Source organism: Enterobacter sp. CFEC122 (genome assembly GCF_052983755.1).
Genome location: NZ_JBRIQR010000023.1, coordinates 37,906 through 56,579, shown reverse-complemented (window position 1 = coordinate 56,579; position 18,674 = coordinate 37,906). Strand labels below are relative to the sequence as shown.

At 47.5% G+C, this 18,674-nt stretch carries 14 protein-coding genes and 1 pseudogene; 4 read left to right on the top strand and 11 right to left on the bottom strand.

The genetic code is table 11. The annotated features are described in order from the left end of the window. The first annotated feature begins 6 nt into the window (after positions 1-6). The gene (gene copM, locus ACVCAM_RS16545; RefSeq protein ID WP_000647571.1) at positions 7-357 is read left to right on the top strand and encodes a CopM family metallochaperone; all 351 of its coding nucleotides are present in this window, start codon (positions 7-9) and stop codon (positions 355-357) included. Between the two features lie 168 nt (positions 358-525). Here copM and ACVCAM_RS16540 read toward each other — a convergent pair whose 3' ends face one another. From ACVCAM_RS16540 to ACVCAM_RS16505, 8 genes and pseudogenes are all read right to left on the bottom strand, one after another. Next, on the bottom strand, positions 526-2,352 hold the full coding sequence (locus ACVCAM_RS16540; protein ID WP_001239419.1) for an AAA family ATPase: 1,827 nt from the start codon (positions 2,350-2,352) through the stop codon (positions 526-528). Between the two features lie 563 nt (positions 2,353-2,915). Continuing rightward, on the bottom strand, positions 2,916-3,215 hold the full coding sequence (locus ACVCAM_RS16535; RefSeq protein WP_001097216.1) for a helix-turn-helix domain-containing protein: 300 nt from the start codon (positions 3,213-3,215) through the stop codon (positions 2,916-2,918). 352 nt (positions 3,216-3,567) lie between these two features. Continuing rightward, positions 3,568-4,494 (bottom strand): hypothetical protein, encoded by a 927-nt coding sequence (locus tag ACVCAM_RS16530; RefSeq protein WP_000262423.1) that lies wholly within the window; start codon positions 4,492-4,494, stop codon positions 3,568-3,570. Between the two features lie 11 nt (positions 4,495-4,505). Then, positions 4,506-6,062: a TnsD family Tn7-like transposition protein gene (locus ACVCAM_RS16525; protein WP_001324699.1), complete on the bottom strand. Its 1,557-nt coding sequence runs from the start codon at positions 6,060-6,062 to the stop codon at positions 4,506-4,508. A gap of 40 nt (positions 6,063-6,102) precedes the next feature. Continuing rightward, on the bottom strand, positions 6,103-7,551 hold the full coding sequence (locus ACVCAM_RS16520; RefSeq protein WP_001049180.1) for an ATP-binding protein: 1,449 nt from the start codon (positions 7,549-7,551) through the stop codon (positions 6,103-6,105). Continuing rightward, positions 7,551-9,674: pseudogene (locus ACVCAM_RS16515) on the bottom strand (transposase). Before ACVCAM_RS16515 ends, ACVCAM_RS16520 begins: the two are co-directional and overlap by 1 nt. Next, complete coding sequence (locus ACVCAM_RS16510; RefSeq protein WP_000090707.1) at positions 9,661-10,503, bottom strand: TnsA endonuclease N-terminal domain-containing protein; 843 nt, start codon at positions 10,501-10,503, stop codon at positions 9,661-9,663. The pseudogene ACVCAM_RS16515 and the gene ACVCAM_RS16510 overlap by 14 nt, the downstream one beginning before the upstream one ends. Before the next feature lie 142 nt (positions 10,504-10,645). After that, on the bottom strand, positions 10,646-11,848 hold the full coding sequence (locus ACVCAM_RS16505) for an NAD(P)/FAD-dependent oxidoreductase (RefSeq protein ID WP_447093627.1): 1,203 nt from the start codon (positions 11,846-11,848) through the stop codon (positions 10,646-10,648). Positions 11,849-12,076: 228 nt separating this feature from the next. Here ACVCAM_RS16505 and pitA point away from each other — a divergent pair, with 228 nt between their 5' ends. Beyond that, positions 12,077-13,576, top strand: a complete 1,500-nt coding sequence (gene pitA / locus ACVCAM_RS16500) for an inorganic phosphate transporter PitA (RefSeq protein ID WP_008503116.1) — start codon at positions 12,077-12,079, stop codon at positions 13,574-13,576. A gap of 54 nt (positions 13,577-13,630) precedes the next feature. Here pitA and uspB read toward each other — a convergent pair whose 3' ends face one another. Beyond that, positions 13,631-13,966: a universal stress protein UspB gene (gene uspB, locus ACVCAM_RS16495; RefSeq protein ID WP_003861224.1), complete on the bottom strand. Its 336-nt coding sequence runs from the start codon at positions 13,964-13,966 to the stop codon at positions 13,631-13,633. A 283-nt stretch (positions 13,967-14,249) separates the two neighbouring features. On the opposite strand from uspB, the gene uspA reads away from it, so the two are divergent. After that, on the top strand, positions 14,250-14,687 hold the full coding sequence (uspA, locus tag ACVCAM_RS16490; protein WP_003861223.1) for a universal stress protein UspA: 438 nt from the start codon (positions 14,250-14,252) through the stop codon (positions 14,685-14,687). A gap of 91 nt (positions 14,688-14,778) precedes the next feature. On the opposite strand, the gene rsmJ is transcribed toward uspA, so the two are convergent. After that, the gene (rsmJ, locus tag ACVCAM_RS16485; protein ID WP_021242153.1) at positions 14,779-15,531 is read right to left on the bottom strand and encodes a 16S rRNA (guanine(1516)-N(2))-methyltransferase RsmJ; all 753 of its coding nucleotides are present in this window, start codon (positions 15,529-15,531) and stop codon (positions 14,779-14,781) included. 7 nt (positions 15,532-15,538) lie between these two features. Next, positions 15,539-17,581: an oligopeptidase A gene (gene prlC, locus ACVCAM_RS16480; protein ID WP_193149042.1), complete on the bottom strand. Its 2,043-nt coding sequence runs from the start codon at positions 17,579-17,581 to the stop codon at positions 15,539-15,541. Between the two features lie 207 nt (positions 17,582-17,788). On the opposite strand from prlC, the gene ACVCAM_RS16475 reads away from it, so the two are divergent. Further along, on the top strand, positions 17,789-18,631 hold the full coding sequence (locus tag ACVCAM_RS16475; protein WP_021242151.1) for a 23S rRNA (adenine(2030)-N(6))-methyltransferase RlmJ: 843 nt from the start codon (positions 17,789-17,791) through the stop codon (positions 18,629-18,631). The last annotated feature ends 43 nt before the right edge of the window (positions 18,632-18,674 follow it).

Here is an 18,674-nt window from a genome sequence, read left to right as displayed (position 1 = left end):
TTTTTTATGAAAGCCAGAAACACTTTATTTGCAGTATTAATGTTATCCCTGCCAGCGATTTCAGCAGAACATTCAGAAATGAAAATGACTGATATGTCTACCTCGGCTTCGTCACAGGAATATATGGCTGGCATGAAAGACATGCATGACAAAATGATGGCTGCCGTAAATGAGTCCGATCCCGACAAGGCTTTTGCGAAAGGCATGGTAGCGCACCATGAAGGGGCAATAGCAATGGCTGAGACCGAGCTCAAATACGGAAAAGATCCGAAAATGAGAAAGCTCGCGCAGGACATCATTAAAGCTCAAAAAGGTGAAATTGAGCAGATGAATAAATGGCTTGATAGTCAAAAGTAAACATTGTAGAAATGTCACGACAAGCGTGATTTTACATCGTTCCTGGGCGCGGGAGTCGGTTAATCTTTATATAATTCAAACCCGATTAATTTCGGGTTTTTACTACTCTGTACTCCGGTCCTTTGTTGAGGACCGGAATATATGCACCTGAGATGCTTATTTAATACATTATCTCGTCATGGATACAATGTCGCTCAGGATCTCAACCAGCTCGCTTCTCTCCTGCGTTCCGTCATGATAGGTTGATCTTGAGATGATTCTTTCTGATGTCATCTGAGGCCAGAATTTATCTAGTACATTATCGGGTTTCATTCCCACAGCCCGGCCGATTATTTTTTTAGCGTCACAGGTGTCCGTAAACGTGACGGCTACACCAGTAATTTCCTCGATAAGATCCGGGCACAGATAGTTTTCTATCTCACGTTTGCGCGTAGCGAAAAATACCTTACCGGCCTCCTCTACTTCTTTTTTACGCTTCTGGATGGACAGAACCTGTGCAGGGTCTCCCCCAATATCGGAGTCCAGAAATACGCACCAGGGAAGCCCCAGATCTTTGGCCAGATTCAATGTAACCCAGTGTTTGACGCTACCACACCCTCCTATGAGGACTGGCACTATTTTCACGTCCTCCAGAGAGGCTGGCAGCGCACCTGACTGTTTTAATGAACTGGCCGCATGCCTCAGGAAAGTAACATCCGACTTTCCCTCTACCAGAACAATCCCCTGCGCCCTTTCCATACCGGTCTCTGGCAGCACCCCCAGGCTTTCAGTGGCTTCCTTCAGCACTGCGTCATCCGGCATTTTTACTACGGGTTCACCCGCCTCATTTCGGGTAACATAACGTACGCCTTCGACAGGGATTAATCCGGCCAGCGCCGGGACATGGGTGGTGACGATAATCTGACGGTGCGGCTGGCCTGCCAGTGCCAGTAACGCTTTCATCAGCATCATCTGATAGTTCGGATGCTGTGACGTTTCAGGCTCCTCTATGGCATAAATCACATTTCTGGGCGTCCCCGCGACATTCTTTTCAGCCTCAGCCCGAAAAAAATTCAACAGGATAAGCCTCCTTATCCCGCTGCCGCGCTTATTGATGGGGATGCCATTTTCCCCGTCCAGGGTGAAATTGAAGGTCCACTTGGGTTTCTCCTTAAATCGTGGAGTCAGTTCACTGGCGAGTTCGGGGGCCATTTCACGTAATTTATCCAGCGTTCTCTGTGCGACATCCAGGACGCTGTCCTGAATCTCATTTTCCAGCGCTGTAATTTTGTCCTGCAGCGCAGCCTGAGCGTCTTTTACGGCCTGCTGTAAGGGGTTTTTAGCTTCGGAATCCCCGTCGCTGCTTTCCCTGTCGGCTTTGAAAATCGCATACGTGGGCAGCAAATCGAGGATCTTACCCCATAATGATTTTGTGTCGGTTCCGAACTCTTTATCGACATCCAGCATAATTTCCGAACAGGTATAGGGGGCTGCGGCTTCCCTGATGGCCTGACGCCATAACGATGCAGTGCGTTTATCCGCCACATTTTTTTCAACTTCTTTTCCCACCGCCTTGAGCTCAGAAATTTTCATGCCCAGTAAATTTCTCAGGGGCTCCTCATCCGGGTGGATGCAGCGGATGCAGGTCTGCTCCGGTTTTCCTGAGGTCGTTGCTTTAAACGTTTTGACGATTTCAAAATTGCCGTCCTCATTCAGCAGATGTTCTGAGGCGAGCGTGGTCTGCACCCTGTCGTCGATCATGATAAAATCGGGCAGGTCATCAAATTCACAGGCTATTTCAAAACGGCCGTCCCCTTCTCTTAGGCTGAAACAGTTCATGTCATTCTTGTCAGCCTTCATTCCTTCTGTTTCAAAAAAAATAGCCAGCGCTTCCAGAAGCGTTGATTTCCCAAAGTCATTACGACCGACAATACCCGTCATGCTTTCATCAATAATGATTTCAGTAGAGTTTCTGTAGCCTCTGAAGTTTTTCAGTTTTAATTTTCTGAGCCGCATATGAAGTCCTGTGTGTAAGAAAGCGTTTTGCTGCAACCTGAATACAAAATATATTTTCAAATGCCTGCCAACAAGCAGGGATAACCGTTATTCAGAATATCTTAACGACATTTCGGGATTATGATCTGGTCGCGCTTTCAGAACTTTACTGCCCCTCAAAACACCGGAAACTAACTTGTGGTTGGTTACATGGCAAAGTTAAAACTCCAGAATCACGGGTAATGATTTCAATGCTTATTATATTTTTTGGAATTGACTCATGAGCTTTATAATTTAAATGATAATAATAACCATTCTTTTATGCGTAATATTTGCTACTGACACTGATGAATTTAAAAGAAGATAGATTTTCATTTACGGATTATTTCCTAAATTCATCGATAATGTGATCGACATAAAATTTTCACTGAAGAATGAAGAGATAATTTAAGGCCGAGCGAAATAGCTCAAAATGGTGTATTTAACATAACAGAAGAAATGAAAGGCTCTATCGCAACCTGATACTTCAGGCCGCTAAGGGGTTAATCTTGTTGAAGAAAAATTAGACCGGGAAGCGCCAGGCGTCACCATTTCTCCCGCCTGGCTGGAAGTGAAGAATAATTGTGCATAGCTCCGTATTCGGGCTTTGCATCTGACAATGGTTCCCTGGATGAAAGTACGATCTCCACTCCAAGGACGCTGAACACCCTAAACAAACGCTCAAAACCCGCACTTGCAGGGTTGGCCTCTAGTCGGGCATAAGTTTGCTGTGTTATACCCAAACGTTCAGAAACATCTTTTTGCGTCAGTCCATTGGCTTTGCGAAAGCCGATTAAAACAGGACGTAACTGATTCAAAGTCTTCAAAGCGTATTGAGTGTTCATAAGTGACCTTCCGTATCGACGAGTTAACAAGCATAACGCAGGGATTTACAGCATATAGGCTGTAATGCTCATTAACAGACTATAGGCTGTAATACGAATCCTGCCAAGATGCGGCATCTTTCAAATACAAGGCCGTATTGGGTAAGCAGTACACCGTTATATAGCACCCCTTGCCCCTTTGCTGGAGAGGGACCCACGTGATCGCAGGTCTTTTAGACGTTGTTGCTAACCGGCATCATACACAGGTGGTAACCCCCAGGGAAACTCTATGAGTGATAATTTATTCCTGCCCCAGTCAAAATATAAAACCTTATCTAACTAGCTTTCTTAGTATTTTATAAATGAAGTGAAATTAGCGAAGAAGTTTTACATTGTAAAGTGAGCAAAAATATTTACCATTCAACTGGCAAAATTTACAATCTGCAGCCCTTAGCCTGAGAAAATGCACATTAACAGAATAATCATCAAGTCCGATAGAGGCATAACTTACGTCCTCAAAAATATCAGAAATAAATGAGTTGAAATTACAAAAATTAACTTCACTTAACATCTTGAACACCGCAGAAATATATCTATCATGCATTATCTTGACTTCGATAACCTTAGATAAACTTGAATGCGACTTACATTTGAAGAGATCAAAGAGAAAGTAAATCAGCATATTTTTATTGTCCGAAATCCATTTTAAAATTTTATTACGTGCACATGGTAATATATACACTGGATTTTTGAAAGGGTTTGAAACGTCAACCACAAGGGAACAATAACCATGAGGATTTATTCCACTTATAATTAAGTCACTAAGTCCTTTCACTGCATTCAAATAGTTATCAAAACAAACCTCATATAAACTGGTACTATGAACTGCACATTTAGATTCAAACAACCATCTATGACGCAGATAACCAATGCCTTTAGAGTGTATATCTTCAACAATACATTTGTGACAGTAACGAATGTTTGAGATGTTTACCAATGGATATGAATTAGTTATGTGAAAATTTTTCCGACAGGCATCTTCAACAGCGTTAAAATACCCGTAAACACCAGAAGATAACGACACTATATTGGAAGTTAGTATATAACCATTTCTAGTGGCAAGAATGTCATATATATCCTGCAAGCTATGCAATTTGTACATATCAATCAGTTCGAAACGAGGAAAGGCATCGTACCTTAGTGCGCCATGCTTTGATATTATGTTCCTGCAATTGGATAAGTTATACATTATCTGTGAACGCAGAAGAAAACTGTGCCACAATTCATTTTCGTAAACCATATAACTCCCTCTTATTTAATTAGTTCCATTTTTCTGAGAAGTATCATTGTCATTGGTAGTTTATCTCTGTATTTCAAAAGCCAGCCATGCCCTCCCAGTAAAGCATCTAGACTTGTAAGTGACATCGAGTACTGCCCCTGAGATAAAACATCATTTATTAATGATGATGAGATAATATCTCTCTCGCTCCAGTCTACTCTTTTATTTTTATAGCATCGTATTGTTTTAGGAAGACAGGAATTAAGCCAGTCACATTCATGTTTATTTAGCCAATAGAAACTTGCATAACAACTTTCTTTGACTAACTTTCGTGTTATAGAAACGGATTGATTATGTATAAATCTTAATATTTTCTGCTTATGACGCCGTCTTAAAGAATCTTTTTTACATTTTTTACGCCATGAGCATAAACCGTAACAAGATGAAATTACAGAGGATACAGCTCCTTCCGATAATGAGTTTTTCTCAGCTATGGATGCCAGACTAAACCCCCTTACAGCCATAGACTTGATAAGCAATTCAGTGAATATATTAATTTTTGTGTTTCGCTTAAACGCCCTCAGGTATTTTTTATAAATAAGTGTTTTAATGTAACATCTGCTGCGACTAAATTCCTTCCCAAGGTTGCTAACACTAGTATTATTTTCAACTATATGAAAACTGTATTTCTTATGACTTTTAAAGATTTCTTTCTTTTTATTAGTACGACTTCCTGCATACGTTGGCCAGCAAGTATTTAACAAACAATAACAAAGCAAAAGATGCTTTGTGGGATGCTGACAACATTTGTCTTTGAGTATAGGCTCCCAGTAATGATAATCAGTTAGGGATGTTGGTATAAGTCCCGATGAACCCTCCCCAAATAACTGGCACTTAGCATAAACATGTGCGTAGAATACATTTTTCTTTAAATTTCCATCCAATGATAATAAATTCAACTTTTTAAGTACATCCATGTAATTGGGGTGTGTAATATCTTTTCTTCTGATTATATTTAGGGACTCATAACAAAACTTAGCAAAATCGAAGTCTATCTCATTGCTAAGTTGTTCTGTATACGAAACAGGAGGCATCAGTCCAATACGTATGTGCGGTGAAGAAGGGACATGGATGCTTTCAAGCGCTACCGGATGCCGATGGCAGGTTGTAACCCCATGAAGCTGATGCGCCAGATGCCAATAAGTAACACCATAATGAAAAGTATCTTCACGAGCGCAAACCGGGCAAAACTTCAATAGTGTGCGCTGCCCTAGTGAAAAATTACTAAGGCGGCACAATCGATTAAGCCTGGCAGGGGTCGTGTTGAAATCCATAATTTCATTACGACTGATTGGTAGTGCCCAGGCAAAAAGAGGGAGTAAAGTCTGTTCATGCCAGAGCTGATCTGCACTTTCGGATGTATGAAGAGAAATAGCCTTTAATCCTGAATTGAGAATTGGATGGACGTTCATATCAGGTTTGTTGAAAATGATCGTTAACAGAGAAGATGGGGACATACCGTACACGGTAGTTGTCCGACAAAACCGGCTGAACAAGGATTCATCAGGCAAAACAGGCAACATTCTCATTTCCCACACCTCTCTTTGACCGTTACGAACTGTTACCTCATTACAATTTATTAAGTGGATCTATATTTATAAGCCCGCAACGCTGAAGAGCATCGTAGGTATTTTTCTTTTCAGCTGTTCTGTTGATAACAAGATCGTGGTCAAGAGACAGTATTTTCTCGTCGAAATTGCGCAAAACCTCGTCTATTTTTCCTACGAATTCCTTGTGCTGTGGCCTGTCTATATCCCCAGGGATCAAAGACTTTAGGGACTTCTCTGCCATGATTTTAGCCGAAGCATCACCCTCATTAGATGCAGAGAGCCATTTAGCTTCCTCATCTTCAGTCGCGGCCCCCGGGAGTGGAGTATCCTTATATTCCTCCGTATGACTCACGAGTACCGGTACAGAGGCCGACAAGACTGCGCCAGTGATGATTTCATTGCCGCTACCGATAACCTTTAATTGTGCCCCCCGATAAATCATCTGAGCCAATCCAATATTGCCTTTAGATAAAATGAATAATTTTTCGTTTAACTCATCATTTAATGGAGTTTCAACATTTGTCCATTGTAATGGCCATAAATAATGAATAAACGATTGCCAGTCTTGTGAATCGTATCTAACATTCTTAATTTTCATGTAACCACCAGACTCTGCCCGCCTGGCAATTCTCATTTTCTTTGTCAGCGTCTCGTCAAAAGGATGATTTCCACAAAAAACCATAGATACCCCCATGGAATCTACAATTTCATGTAAAAAATCAATCAACTTACTCTCACCCCCGGTTCTTGAAAATTTAAGCCTCTGCATTTCATCAATAACAAGGATACCCAAAAATGATGATTTAATTCTTTGTGCAATCTGGCGAGCCAGAGCACCATTTCTAATCTCAGGTGTAGTTCGTTCAATACCAATTGCATCATCTAATTTTTGTAAAATCTCTTCACAAAGGTCTCTCACACTTGAATTGTATGGACAATTAATCTTTACCCATACAATTTGCTTACTGAAGCCGGGAAAAACTCCTTTATAGCTGCTGTGTTCTATAATCTGAGGGAAATGATCCATGACTTGCTCAATCATGGTAGTTTTTCCAGAACCACTCATTCCAACTATCGTAATAGTTTCAGCCTGGGATTTAAAATATCCACTTTCTGGCTCAATATCAGGACGCTCATTTCCATAGTAATGAAGATATTGAATTGTTCCGCTTTTTAAAGGATTACGAGCTGCATAGCTTTCCCTAAGTGCCCGTAAGATCATCTTATAAGCCTGGATAAGATTGGTTTGAGGGCAACGGAATTTCTTTATACGTTCGACATACTGCTCTCTAACATTCGCCGGGGCAGTCCAGCGGATTTTTTCGTCAATTTCGGGGAAATAACTCATTTCCAGAAGTACTTCATCTTCCGTAAGCGCTTCAGGAAGTGCTTCAATTAAGGGATTGCCACGATACTCAGGTAACTCCTGTTCTTTATATATCGCTGAAACGCGCCGTATAAGATTCATTATTCTGCGTCCTCAGTCTTCTTCTTACCTTTTAACCATCTTTGTTTCTCCTCCCGGCCAGGCAAAAGCAGAACATTACTGGATGAAGGAAGTAGGGGTTCAGATCTTCCATTAGCAACATGAGTTCGCCCTAATGAATCAAGTTCATTTTTCCTGTTCTTTTTAATATCTTTACCATGTACCCGGCGAGATTCGTATATTTCATTTAATCTTTCGTTACCTTTCCTGTTAAATTCATCTTTATTATTGATATTGCTGAGCGAATCCAGAGTAAATAAATTAATTTCTTTTTGAGTATCTACCCAATCAGCCATTACATCTGTATCAAGATGAGCTTTCCCTTTAAATACATCTCTTTTCTTAAGTAGGTAATGTTTTTTGAAAATGCTATTTTTGTCAAATCTTACATATATATAATCTACGCAATTGTCATCTATTCTTGCTTCACAAGTGGTTCTTCCAAATACTCTGACACCTGATGCAATTTCAGGATCACATTCATAAAAAAGATTATTGTACTGAATCCCACCGGCGGTAATGTTAGCGTTCACAGGGATTAACAATCGTGCGATCACTTCGTCGGCCCCAACGGCTCTTGCGCTGAATCTCCCGTGCTTTAAGCTTATCATCCAACTATTTTTTGGTGATATTACGAGATCATTTTCAATCAGTAAGGGATTGATATAAGCCAGTTCCTCATACGTTCTCTGATTATGTGCAAGTATCTCCCGAATCAGTAAAGACGTGACCTCCTGAATCGTTAAACAAGCCCTGGATTGCGGTGTTGGCTCTCCTTTAACAATCTTTCCCCTTCGTGTTGTTCCAATAAGCCTATGAATAACCTCATCATTCAGAATGCCGAAACAGCGTTCAACAATGCTTTTTCTGTCGCCTCTACCGACTGGCGCAAACTCAAGTTTTGTCAGGGGGGTCATCTCTTCCTGAGGTTTAAGACCAATCATCTCCCCGTTGTCACACATCAATGTTAATGGAATGTGAGAACAAGGCCAATCATCATCAGTAATAGAGATTCCAAATAATCTACAATATTCTTTTTTTGGCATAAAGCAATTTGCTAACGCTTGTCGGGCGGCTCGCCATGAAGCATGGTATAAAGAAACATGAAGGCCAACAATCATTCTTGTTGCACGATCCACCACTGTATAAATAGTAGGACGCCCAATGACTTTTCGTCTGTTTAAACTCGAAATAAGATGTACATCAGCGACAGTTGAGTCTATTTCGAAAACATCACCCGGCAAAACAGTTGTATTAGCCACACTACCTAAAAGCGCCCGCATTTTGAGGTCTATTTCTTTTTTCGTGTTCTTCTTATTTATCGAGAAATCTTTAGTGAAGAGTTTTTTATTCCAGTATGAAAATTGTTTTAAAGAAGGAACATATGGAGCTCTATTTTCTAGGTTTGCTGTTTTAATTTCATCCCTAAAATACAAATCAATATGTCTCTCTAATGTTTTCTTTATCGTATCTCCGTTAACTTTATAATGATACGTAATGAGAGATTTTCTAATATTATTTATATCTCTTTCATTAAGAATGAAAACACGTGATCGTTCATTAGGTAATGCTCTGTTTTTTTTTGGAATTCCCAAGTTTAATTTCATGTTTGATTCTACTTTTCCCAGCGGCGCCACAGTTCGAGAATGCGGGTAGCAATGCATAAATATCCTGCCCATGTCGCCAATACAACGCCAGAAGCGTTCTGATAGTATATTGTGATATTTTTTTATTTCTTGAGTAATCCATTAAAAGGTGCGACTTTTTATGTAATGCATAGTCGAACAGAAACATTCTGTCATCTACAAGATCTTTAATGATATTGTAATTTTCATCTCGCCTTCCTCTGTCTTTATCTGTTAATTCTTTCTCATCTACTAACATATATGAAGGATATATATAATCTTTACAAGTTATGCTATTTGATTCAATATAATATTTAAACATTGAAATGAGAAAGGGATTGGCTTACCCGTTCTTTCTGATTTTATTTTAAACAAAATTAACAAATCGACCTTTCTGTCAAAATCCAAAACACGGTAAAGTCCCTCTGCAAGCAAATCAGTGCCTTGAGAGAGCCAGACTGAATTCCTAATAATATCCATTTGCGTTCAGTCCTATATAGTGGTCATTGGAAATTATCTTTATCAGACCGGTTTCGAGTATTGGATATGATAAATCAACATTTATCATTTTTAATCCAATCATTGCCTGCAATAACATCATCGCTTCTTGTGCATCTACCCCAAAGATTGATGAAATCATTGCACGTAGTCCTACTATGGGATAAACATCTGGTTTAAGCTTCCATAGGATTTTATCAAGAGGATATTTATCATAAAATTCAGAACCATCTCTTAATACAGAAGTAGCCCAGCAAATGTTTTTACCGACGACGTTATTGAGTTCCGAGCCAACATAAATTTGAAACTCAACATCAATCAACTGCCAAAACATCCTCTCTATTTCAAGTTTTTGGGCTTCGCGTTCAGGTATGCTCTCGTTATGTTTTACTGCTATAGCTTTGTATCGAAGTCCGCCTTCAGGAGTTCTCAAGGTCAGTAAAAAATCGGTTGTCATAACATTCAGAACTTCGACAGGTACTCCTCTTACTCCCCTCACCATAGGATGTTGAAAATGTAGATGATTTGCTATTTGTTGGGTAAGCCGGAGAGGAAAGAGTGGGAATTGTTCCCGGATATCAATCACCGAGTCATTAAACTCAGCCAGATAGAAAAAGTTACTTTCGACAGAAGAAAGGAGATGATGGTTTCGAAACGTCTTAAGGCCAAAGACTATCGAACGGTTTCCACGGGATTTAACGTCCTGAGCTCTAAGCCAGGGCTGATAACTTTGGCCATAGCCCACTCCTATGCCGTCACCTAGCGCATTTTCATAATCCAAATAGGATTTGAGACGCCTACCCCTAGCCATGATCGTACCCTAAAAACGACATTGATACGTACCTATATGTGCATTTTATAGTCTCCAACCCTATAACCACACATTCAGTAAGTATACAACATTAGCGTCGTTTTTTGAGAATGGTTACAACTTTAGTGCTTTGTGTACAACTTTATTGTCCTCGGACATCTGCCAGCGCCTGAGCACACGCCCAGGCACTTGCCCAGGCCCACTGGAAGTTGTACCCGCCGAGCCAGCCGGTGACGTCCATCACTTCACCGATGAAGTAGAGCCCCGGCACGTTCCGCGCTTCCATGGTACGGGAAGAGAGTTCATTCGTGTCGACTCCGCCCAGCGTGACTTCCGCCGTGCGGTAGCCTTCCGTGCCGTTTGGCTGCACGCGCCAGTTTGTTAGCGTCTCGACCAGCGTTTCCTGCTCGCGGCTGTTAAGCTGCTTGAGCGACACGTCGGGGATCTGCCCCAGCACCTGCAAACATTCTACCAGACGCTTCGGCAGCTGCATTGCCAGGGTGTTTTTCAGGCTCTGATTCGGGTGCGCCGCACGCTGCTCGTTGAGGAAGGCATCCAGATCGCAATCGGGGAGCAGGTTAACCGTGACAAACTCCCCCGGCTGCCAGTAGCTGGAGATTTGCAGGACCGCCGGGCCGGAGAGGCCGCGATGGGTAAAGAGCAGGTTTTCGCGAAACACCGTGCCGTCTTCGGCGGTGATAACAGAGGGAACAGACACGCCAGACAGCGTCTGAAGCTGTTCCAGAAGCGGTTTATGCAGCGTGAACGGCACCAGCCCGGCGCGCGTAGGCAGGACTTTCAGGCCAAACTGTTCGGCAATCTTATAGCCGAACGGGGAAGCGCCCAGCCCCGGCATAGAGAGGCCGCCGCTGGCGATCACCAGATTATCGGCACTGACGGTTTCGCCGTTGAGCTGCAGCGTGTAGCCCTGGTCGTCACGGGAAACCTCCAGCACCTCGGTGCGCAGGCGCATGACCACGCCGCCCTTCTCGCACTCGGCCACCAGCATATCGACAATCTGCTGCGCGGAGTCGTCGCAGAACAGCTGGCCCAGCGTCTTCTCATGCCATGCGATACCGTGCTTACCCACCAGGTCGATAAAGTCCCACTGGGTATAACGCGCCAGCGCAGATTTACAAAAATGACGGTTTTGGCTCAAATAGGCCGCGGGTTCAACATACAGGTTAGTAAAGTTGCAGCGCCCGCCGCCGGACATCAGGATCTTGCGGCCTGGCTTTTTACCGTTATCTAGCAGCAGCACGCGACGACCCGCCTGTCCGGCCATTGCCGCACAAAACATACCCGCCGCACCGGCGCCAATTACCACGGCATCAAACCTTTCCACGTCAAAACCCTCTTTGTTAACTGCCGCGGATTGTAAAGTTTCCTCTGTGGTCACACCAGCGTAAAAAGATATTACAAAGCCATTCCATTGAAATTTAAAGAATATCCTTTCAGGCACTTTTCTCAAATCAGGTGGTATGTCAAAAAAAGTCTATATTTCACTTTGCCCGTTGCGCATTTGTCCTGGATAATGCGCCGCGTTCATGTCCTCAAAATGGCGTAACGTCCTATGCTACATTTGTTTGCCGGCCTGGATTTACATACCGGGCTTTTACTCTTGCTTGCTCTGGTTTTTGTACTGTTTTACGAAGCGATCAACGGCTTCCACGACACTGCAAACGCAGTAGCGACGGTTATCTACACTCGCGCAATGCGATCGCAGCTTGCGGTTGTTATGGCGGCGGTATTTAACTTTTTTGGTGTCCTCCTGGGCGGACTGAGCGTTGCGTATGCCATTGTGCATATGCTGCCAACAGATCTGCTGCTTAACGTAAGTTCTGGCCATGGCCTCGCTATGGTGTTCTCAATGCTGCTTGCTGCAATTATCTGGAACCTCGGTACCTGGTATTTCGGCCTGCCTGCATCCAGTTCTCACACCCTCATCGGCGCGATTATCGGTATCGGGTTAACCAACGCCCTCATGACCGGTACATCGGTTGTTGATGCGTTAAATATCCCGAAAGTACTGGGGATCTTTGCCTCTCTCATCGTCTCCCCTATCGTGGGTCTGGTGGTGGCGGGCGGGCTGATCTTCATCCTGCGTCGTTACTGGAGCAATACCAAAAAACGCTCCCGTATTCACCTGACGCCGGCAGAGCGTGAAAAGAAAGACGGCAAGAAAAAGCCGCCATTCTGGACGCGTATTGCCCTGATCATTTCCGCTATCGGCGTGGCTTTCTCACACGGCGCGAACGATGGTCAGAAAGGCATTGGTCTGGTGATGCTGGTACTGATCGGTGTTGCTCCGGCAGGCTTCGTGGTTAACATGAACGCCTCCGGCTACGAAATCACCCGTACCCGCGATGCGGTCAACAACGTTGAAACTTATTTCCAGCAGCACCCTGAGCTGCTGAAAAAAGCGACCGGCGTTGACCAGTTAATTCCGTCTCCGGAAGCCGGTGCCACGACTGCGCCTGGCGAATTCCACTGCCATCCGGCAAACGCGATTAACGCGCTGGAACGTGCCAAAGGCATGCTGGGCAATATCGAAAGTTATGACAAACTGACCGTTGAGCAGCGTGGTCAGCTGCGTCGCATTATGCTGTGCATCTCTGATGTGACGGATAAAGTGGCGAAGCTGCCAGACGTGAATGCTGACGACCAGCGTCTCCTGAAGAAACTGAAAGGCGATATGCTCAATACCATTGAGTACGCGCCAATCTGGATCATCATGGCGGTCGCACTGGCACTCGGTATCGGTACGATGATTGGCTGGCGCCGTGTGGCGACCACCATCGGCGAGAAGATCGGTAAGAAAGGCATGACCTATGCGCAGGGTATGTCCGCGCAGATGACGGCGGCAGTGTCTATCGGTCTGGCGAGCTACACCGGTATGCCGGTATCCACCACCCACGTACTCTCCTCGTCCGTGGCAGGTACCATGATTGTTGACGGTGGCGGTCTGCAGCGCAAAACCGTGACCAACATTCTGATGGCCTGGGTGTTCACCCTTCCGGCGTCCATCCTGCTGTCTGGCGGGTTGTACTGGATTTCGCTGAAGCTGATTTAATCGGTTAAAGGCGACAAAAAAGCGGGTCAGGTAACTGACCCGCTTTTTTTATGCTCAGTGCCAAATCATCAATGCAATCATGCTGACGACGACCAGCCCGCACAGGGCACTGGTCAAAATGAACTGACGACGCAGGCGCTCGCAGCGACGGATAAATTCTTCATCGTGATGATCGCGGTAGCGCTGGTAGTAGATATATCCCACCAGACGCATCTGTTTGCTGGGCTGTCCATGCGAGGTGAAGAACCCTCCACCGTCCACATACTGATAAAGCAACGGATCGCAACCACGAAGTACCACTAACAGCGCACGTAACGATGAGAAGTAGCGCGCCATATTCACTATGCAAACTACGCATAACGCCCAAAACAATGCGACGGTGCTAATCATACATCCTCCCCGGCGTCCGCCCACGAAGCAAGGCTTCTGAGCTACCGCACCCCAATGCCCTGACAGACAGTTCAGTGAAAGAATGACCAAAAGTCGATCCGGTTCGCGTTTTAATATCCGAACGGCTCATTTAATAGTGTAGGAGATCCGTTAATTTTTTTGCCACAAGGTTAATCGTTATCAACACCAAAGCTTGAAAAATATGTTTAACTGGGCCGTAATGAAAGCATCAGACGACGGCTTTCCCATTTAGTCATCGATAACTTAAGGAAGGAGTAACACTATGGCTTACAAACACATTCTCATCGCGGTAGACCTCTCCCCGGAGAGCAAAGTGCTGGTTGATAAAGCGGTATCCATGGCACGTCCCTACAACGCGAAAGTTTCGCTGATTCACGTTGATGTGAATTACTCCGACCTCTACACCGGTCTGATCGACGTCAATCTGGGCGATATGCAGAAGCGTATCTCCGAAGAGACGCACCACGCCCTGAGCGAACTGTCCACCAACGCGGGCTACCCGATTACCGAAACCCTGAGCGGCAGCGGCGACCTGGGCCAGGTATTGGTTGATGCGATCAAGAAATACGACATGGATCTGGTGGTGTGCGGTCACCATCAGGACTTCTGGAGCAAGCTGATGTCTTCCGCTCGCCAGCTGATTAATACCGTTCACGTGGATATGCTGATTGTTCCGCTGCGTGACGAAGAAGACGAGTAAGTGCAAAAAAGCCCGGTGGCGCTAACGCTTACCGGGCCTACAGGCGGCACGAAATGTAGGCCGGGTAAGGCGAAGCCGCCACCCGGCTTTTTTATTCCGGTGTTCCCGAATAAATATCAAACCGGTGCCCTTTGGTGGTCACCGCGTTGGTCGTGGCAACGTCCGCCAGAGGCGGCGCATAGTCAGGGCGCTTGACCACCACCCGCTTCGTCGCCAGCTGACGAGCCGGTTCCAGCAGGCCATCCGCATCCAGATCAGGCCCCACCAGAGACTGAAACACCCGCATCTCTTTCTTCACCAGCGCGCTTTTCTGCTTGTGCGGGAACATCGGGTCGAGATAGACGACCTGCGGGCGCGGGGTGATATCGGTCAGCGCCGTCAGGCTCGAGGCATGGATCAGCTGCAAACGCTCCTGCAACCACGGGCCGATTTCCGGGTCCGCGTAGCCACGCGTCAGACCATCGTCCAGCAACGCGGCCACCACCGGATTACGCTCCAGCATCCGCACATGACAGCCGACAGACGCCAGCACAAACGCATCGCGCCCCAGCCCCGCCGTGGCATCCACCACGTCCGGCAGATAGCTTCCTTTAATCCCAACCGCTTTCGCCACCGCTTCGCCGCGACCGCCGCCGAACTTGCGCCGGTGCGCCATGGCCCCGCCGACAAAATCGACAAAAATCCCGCCGAGCTTCGGTTCGTCGCGCTTACGTAATTCGAGATGTTCTGGTGTCATCACCAGCGCCATCAGGTTATCTTCATCATGTTCCAGCCCCCAGCGGGCGGCCAGAACAGATAAGGCGCCGTCTCCGGCGCCTGTTTCATCCACTAAGCAGATCTTCACGTAACAATCAGCCTTTGATCCCGTAATGCTCAAGCATCGCGTCCAGCTGCGGCTCGCGCCCACGGAAGCGTTTGAACAGCACCATTGGCTCTTCGGAACCGCCGCGGGTCAGGATGTTGTCGAGGAACGACTGGCCGGTTTCGCGGTTGAAAATACCCTCTTCTTCGAAACGAGAGAAGGCATCCGCCGCCAGCACGTCGGCCCACAGGTAGCTGTAGTACCCCGCCGCATAGCCGCCCGCGAAGATGTGGCTGAACGCGTGCGGGAAACGACCCCAGGTTGGCCCAGGGATCACCGCGACCTGCTTTTTAATCTCCGCCAGGGTTTCAAGGATTTTCGCCCCCTGCTCCGGGCTGAACTCGGCGTGCAGGCGGAAGTCGAACAGGCCGAACTCCAGCTGGCGCAGGATAAACATCGCCGCCTGGTAGTTCTTCGCCGCCAGCATTTTATCCAGCAGTTCTTTCGGCAGCGGTTCACCGGTCTCGTAGTGGCCGGAGATAAACGCCAGCGCGTCCGGCTCCCAGCACCAGTTTTCCATAAACTGGCTAGGCAGCTCGACCGCATCCCACGGCACACCGCTGATGCCTGCCACGCCTGCGGTTTCGATGCGGGTCAGCATATGGTGCAGACCGTGACCGAACTCGTGGAACAGGGTGATCACTTCGTCGTGGGTAAAGAGCGCAGGTTTGCCGTTCACCGGACGGTTGAAGTTACAGGTCAGGTAGGCGACCGGCTTCTGCAGGGAACCGTCTGCTTTACGCATCTGGCCCACGCAGTCGTCCATCCACGCCCCGCCGCGCTTGTTCTCACGCGCGTAGAGATCGAGGTAGAAGCTGCCGCGCAGTTCGTTTTTCTCGTCATACAGCTCGAAGAAGCGCACGTCCGGATGCCAGACGTCGATATCGGTACGCTCTTTGGCAGTGATGCCATAGATGCGCTTCACCACTTCAAACAGGCCGTTAACGGCTTTGTTTTCCGGGAAGTACGGGCGCAGCTGCTCGTCGCTGATGCTGTAGAGGTGCTGCTTCTGTTTTTCGCTGTAGTAAGCAATGTCCCACGGCTGCAGCTCGTCCACGCCGAACTCCGCTTTCGCGAAGGCGCGCAGCTGGGCCAGCTCTTTTTCACCCTGCGGACGGGCGCGTTTCGCCAGATCGGTCAGGAAGTCGAGCACCTGCTGCGGGTTTTCCGCCATTTTGGTGGCGAGAGATTTGTCAGCGTAGCTGTCAAAGCCCAGCAGCTGCGCCAGCTCGTGGCGCAGGGCGAGGATTTCCGCCATGACCGGGCTGTTGTCCCACTTACCGGCATTCGGCCCCTGATCGGAGGCGCGGGTGCTATACGCGCGATACATCTCTTCGCGAAGCGCCTGGTTTTCGCAGTAGGTCATCACCGGCAGATAGCTTGGGATATCCAGGGTTAACAGGTAGCCGTCCTGCTCTTTCGCTTCGGCCTGCGCTTTTGCTGCCGCCAGGGCGCTTTCCGGCATACCCGCCAGCTCTGCTTCGTCGGTAATCAGCTTCGTCCAGCCCATGGTGGCGTCGAGCACATTGTTGCTGTACTGGTTGCCCAGCTCGGACAGGCGCGCGGCGATTTCACCGTAGCGGGTCTGCTTCTCTTTTGGCAGGCCAATCCCGGACAGCTCAAAATCACGCAGGGCGTTATCGACCGATTTTTTCTGGGCGGTGTTCAGCTCGGCGTAGTGATCGCCGTCGCGCAGGTCGCGGTAGGCTTTGTAGAGCCCTTCGTGCTGGCCGACCCAGGTGCTGTACTCAGAGAGCAGCGGCAGGGTTTGCTCGTAGGCTTCGCGCAGCTCCGGGCTGTTTTTTACCGAGTTCAGGTGGCTCACCGGGGAGAAGATACGCCCCAGCACGTCGTCCACTTCGGCCAGCGGCTGACACAGATTTTCCCAGGTGTACGGCCCGCCCTGCGCGACCACGCTTTCTACCGCCGCGCGGCAGTTGTCCAGCGATTGCGTAACCGCTGGAACCACATGCTCGGGGAGGATTTTAGAAAACGGTGGCAACGAAAAAGGCGTCAGTAATGGATTGGTCATAAACGCTGTCCTGTTGAAAGAGGTGAATGAAGCGCGCATCCGGCGCTGTGCATATGCGATCTAGAATGGGGTTAAGTGTAGAGGATTTCAATGCCAGACGTGGCGGAAAAGAGCCCGGTGGCGCTGCGGTTACCGGGCCTACGGGTAATCTGCGCCGTTCTGCTGTAAACTGTGGCAAATCGTCAATTCAGCGGAATATCATTACCCATGCTCAGTTATCGCCACAGCTTCCACGCAGGCAACCACGCCGACGTCCTTAAACACACCGTTCAGAGCCTGATCATCGAATCGCTCAAAGAGAAAGAGAAGCCGTTTCTCTATCTGGACACGCACGCGGGCGCGGGCCGTTATCAGCTGAGCGGCGAGCATGCCGAGCGTACCGGTGAATATCTGGAAGGGATCGCCCGCATCTGGCAGCAGGACGACCTGCCTGCCGAGCTGGAGCCGTACATCGGCGTGGTGAACCACTTCAACCGCAACGGCCAGCTGCGTTACTACCCGGGATCCCCGCTGATTGCCCGCCAGCTGCTGCGCGAGCAGGACAGCATCCAGCTGACCGAGCTGCATCCGAGCGACTTCCCGCTGCTGCGTTCTGAATTCCAGAAAGACAGCCGCGCCCGCGTGGAAAAAGCCGACGGCTATCAGCAGCTGAAAGCCAAGCTGCCGCCGGTTTCCCGTCGTGGCCTGATACTGATCGACCCGCCGTACGAAATCAAAACCGACTATCAGGCGGTGGTGACGGGTATTCACGAAGGCTACAAACGCTTCGCCACCGGGACATACGCCCTGTGGTATCCGGTGGTGCTGCGCGCGCAAATCAAACGCATGATCAAAGACCTGGAAGCCACCGGCATCCGCAAAATCCTGCAGATCGAGCTGGCCGTGCGTCCGGACAGCGACCAGCGCGGCATGACCGCCTCGGGCATGATCGTCATTAACCCGCCGTGGAAGCTCGAAGCGCAGATGAACAACGTGCTGCCGTGGCTGCACAAAACGCTGGTGCCAGCCGGTACGGGTCATACCTCCGTCAGTTGGATCGTGCCGGAGTAATCGCAGCCATCGGTGGAAACTATTGATTTCAGGTATACAATCG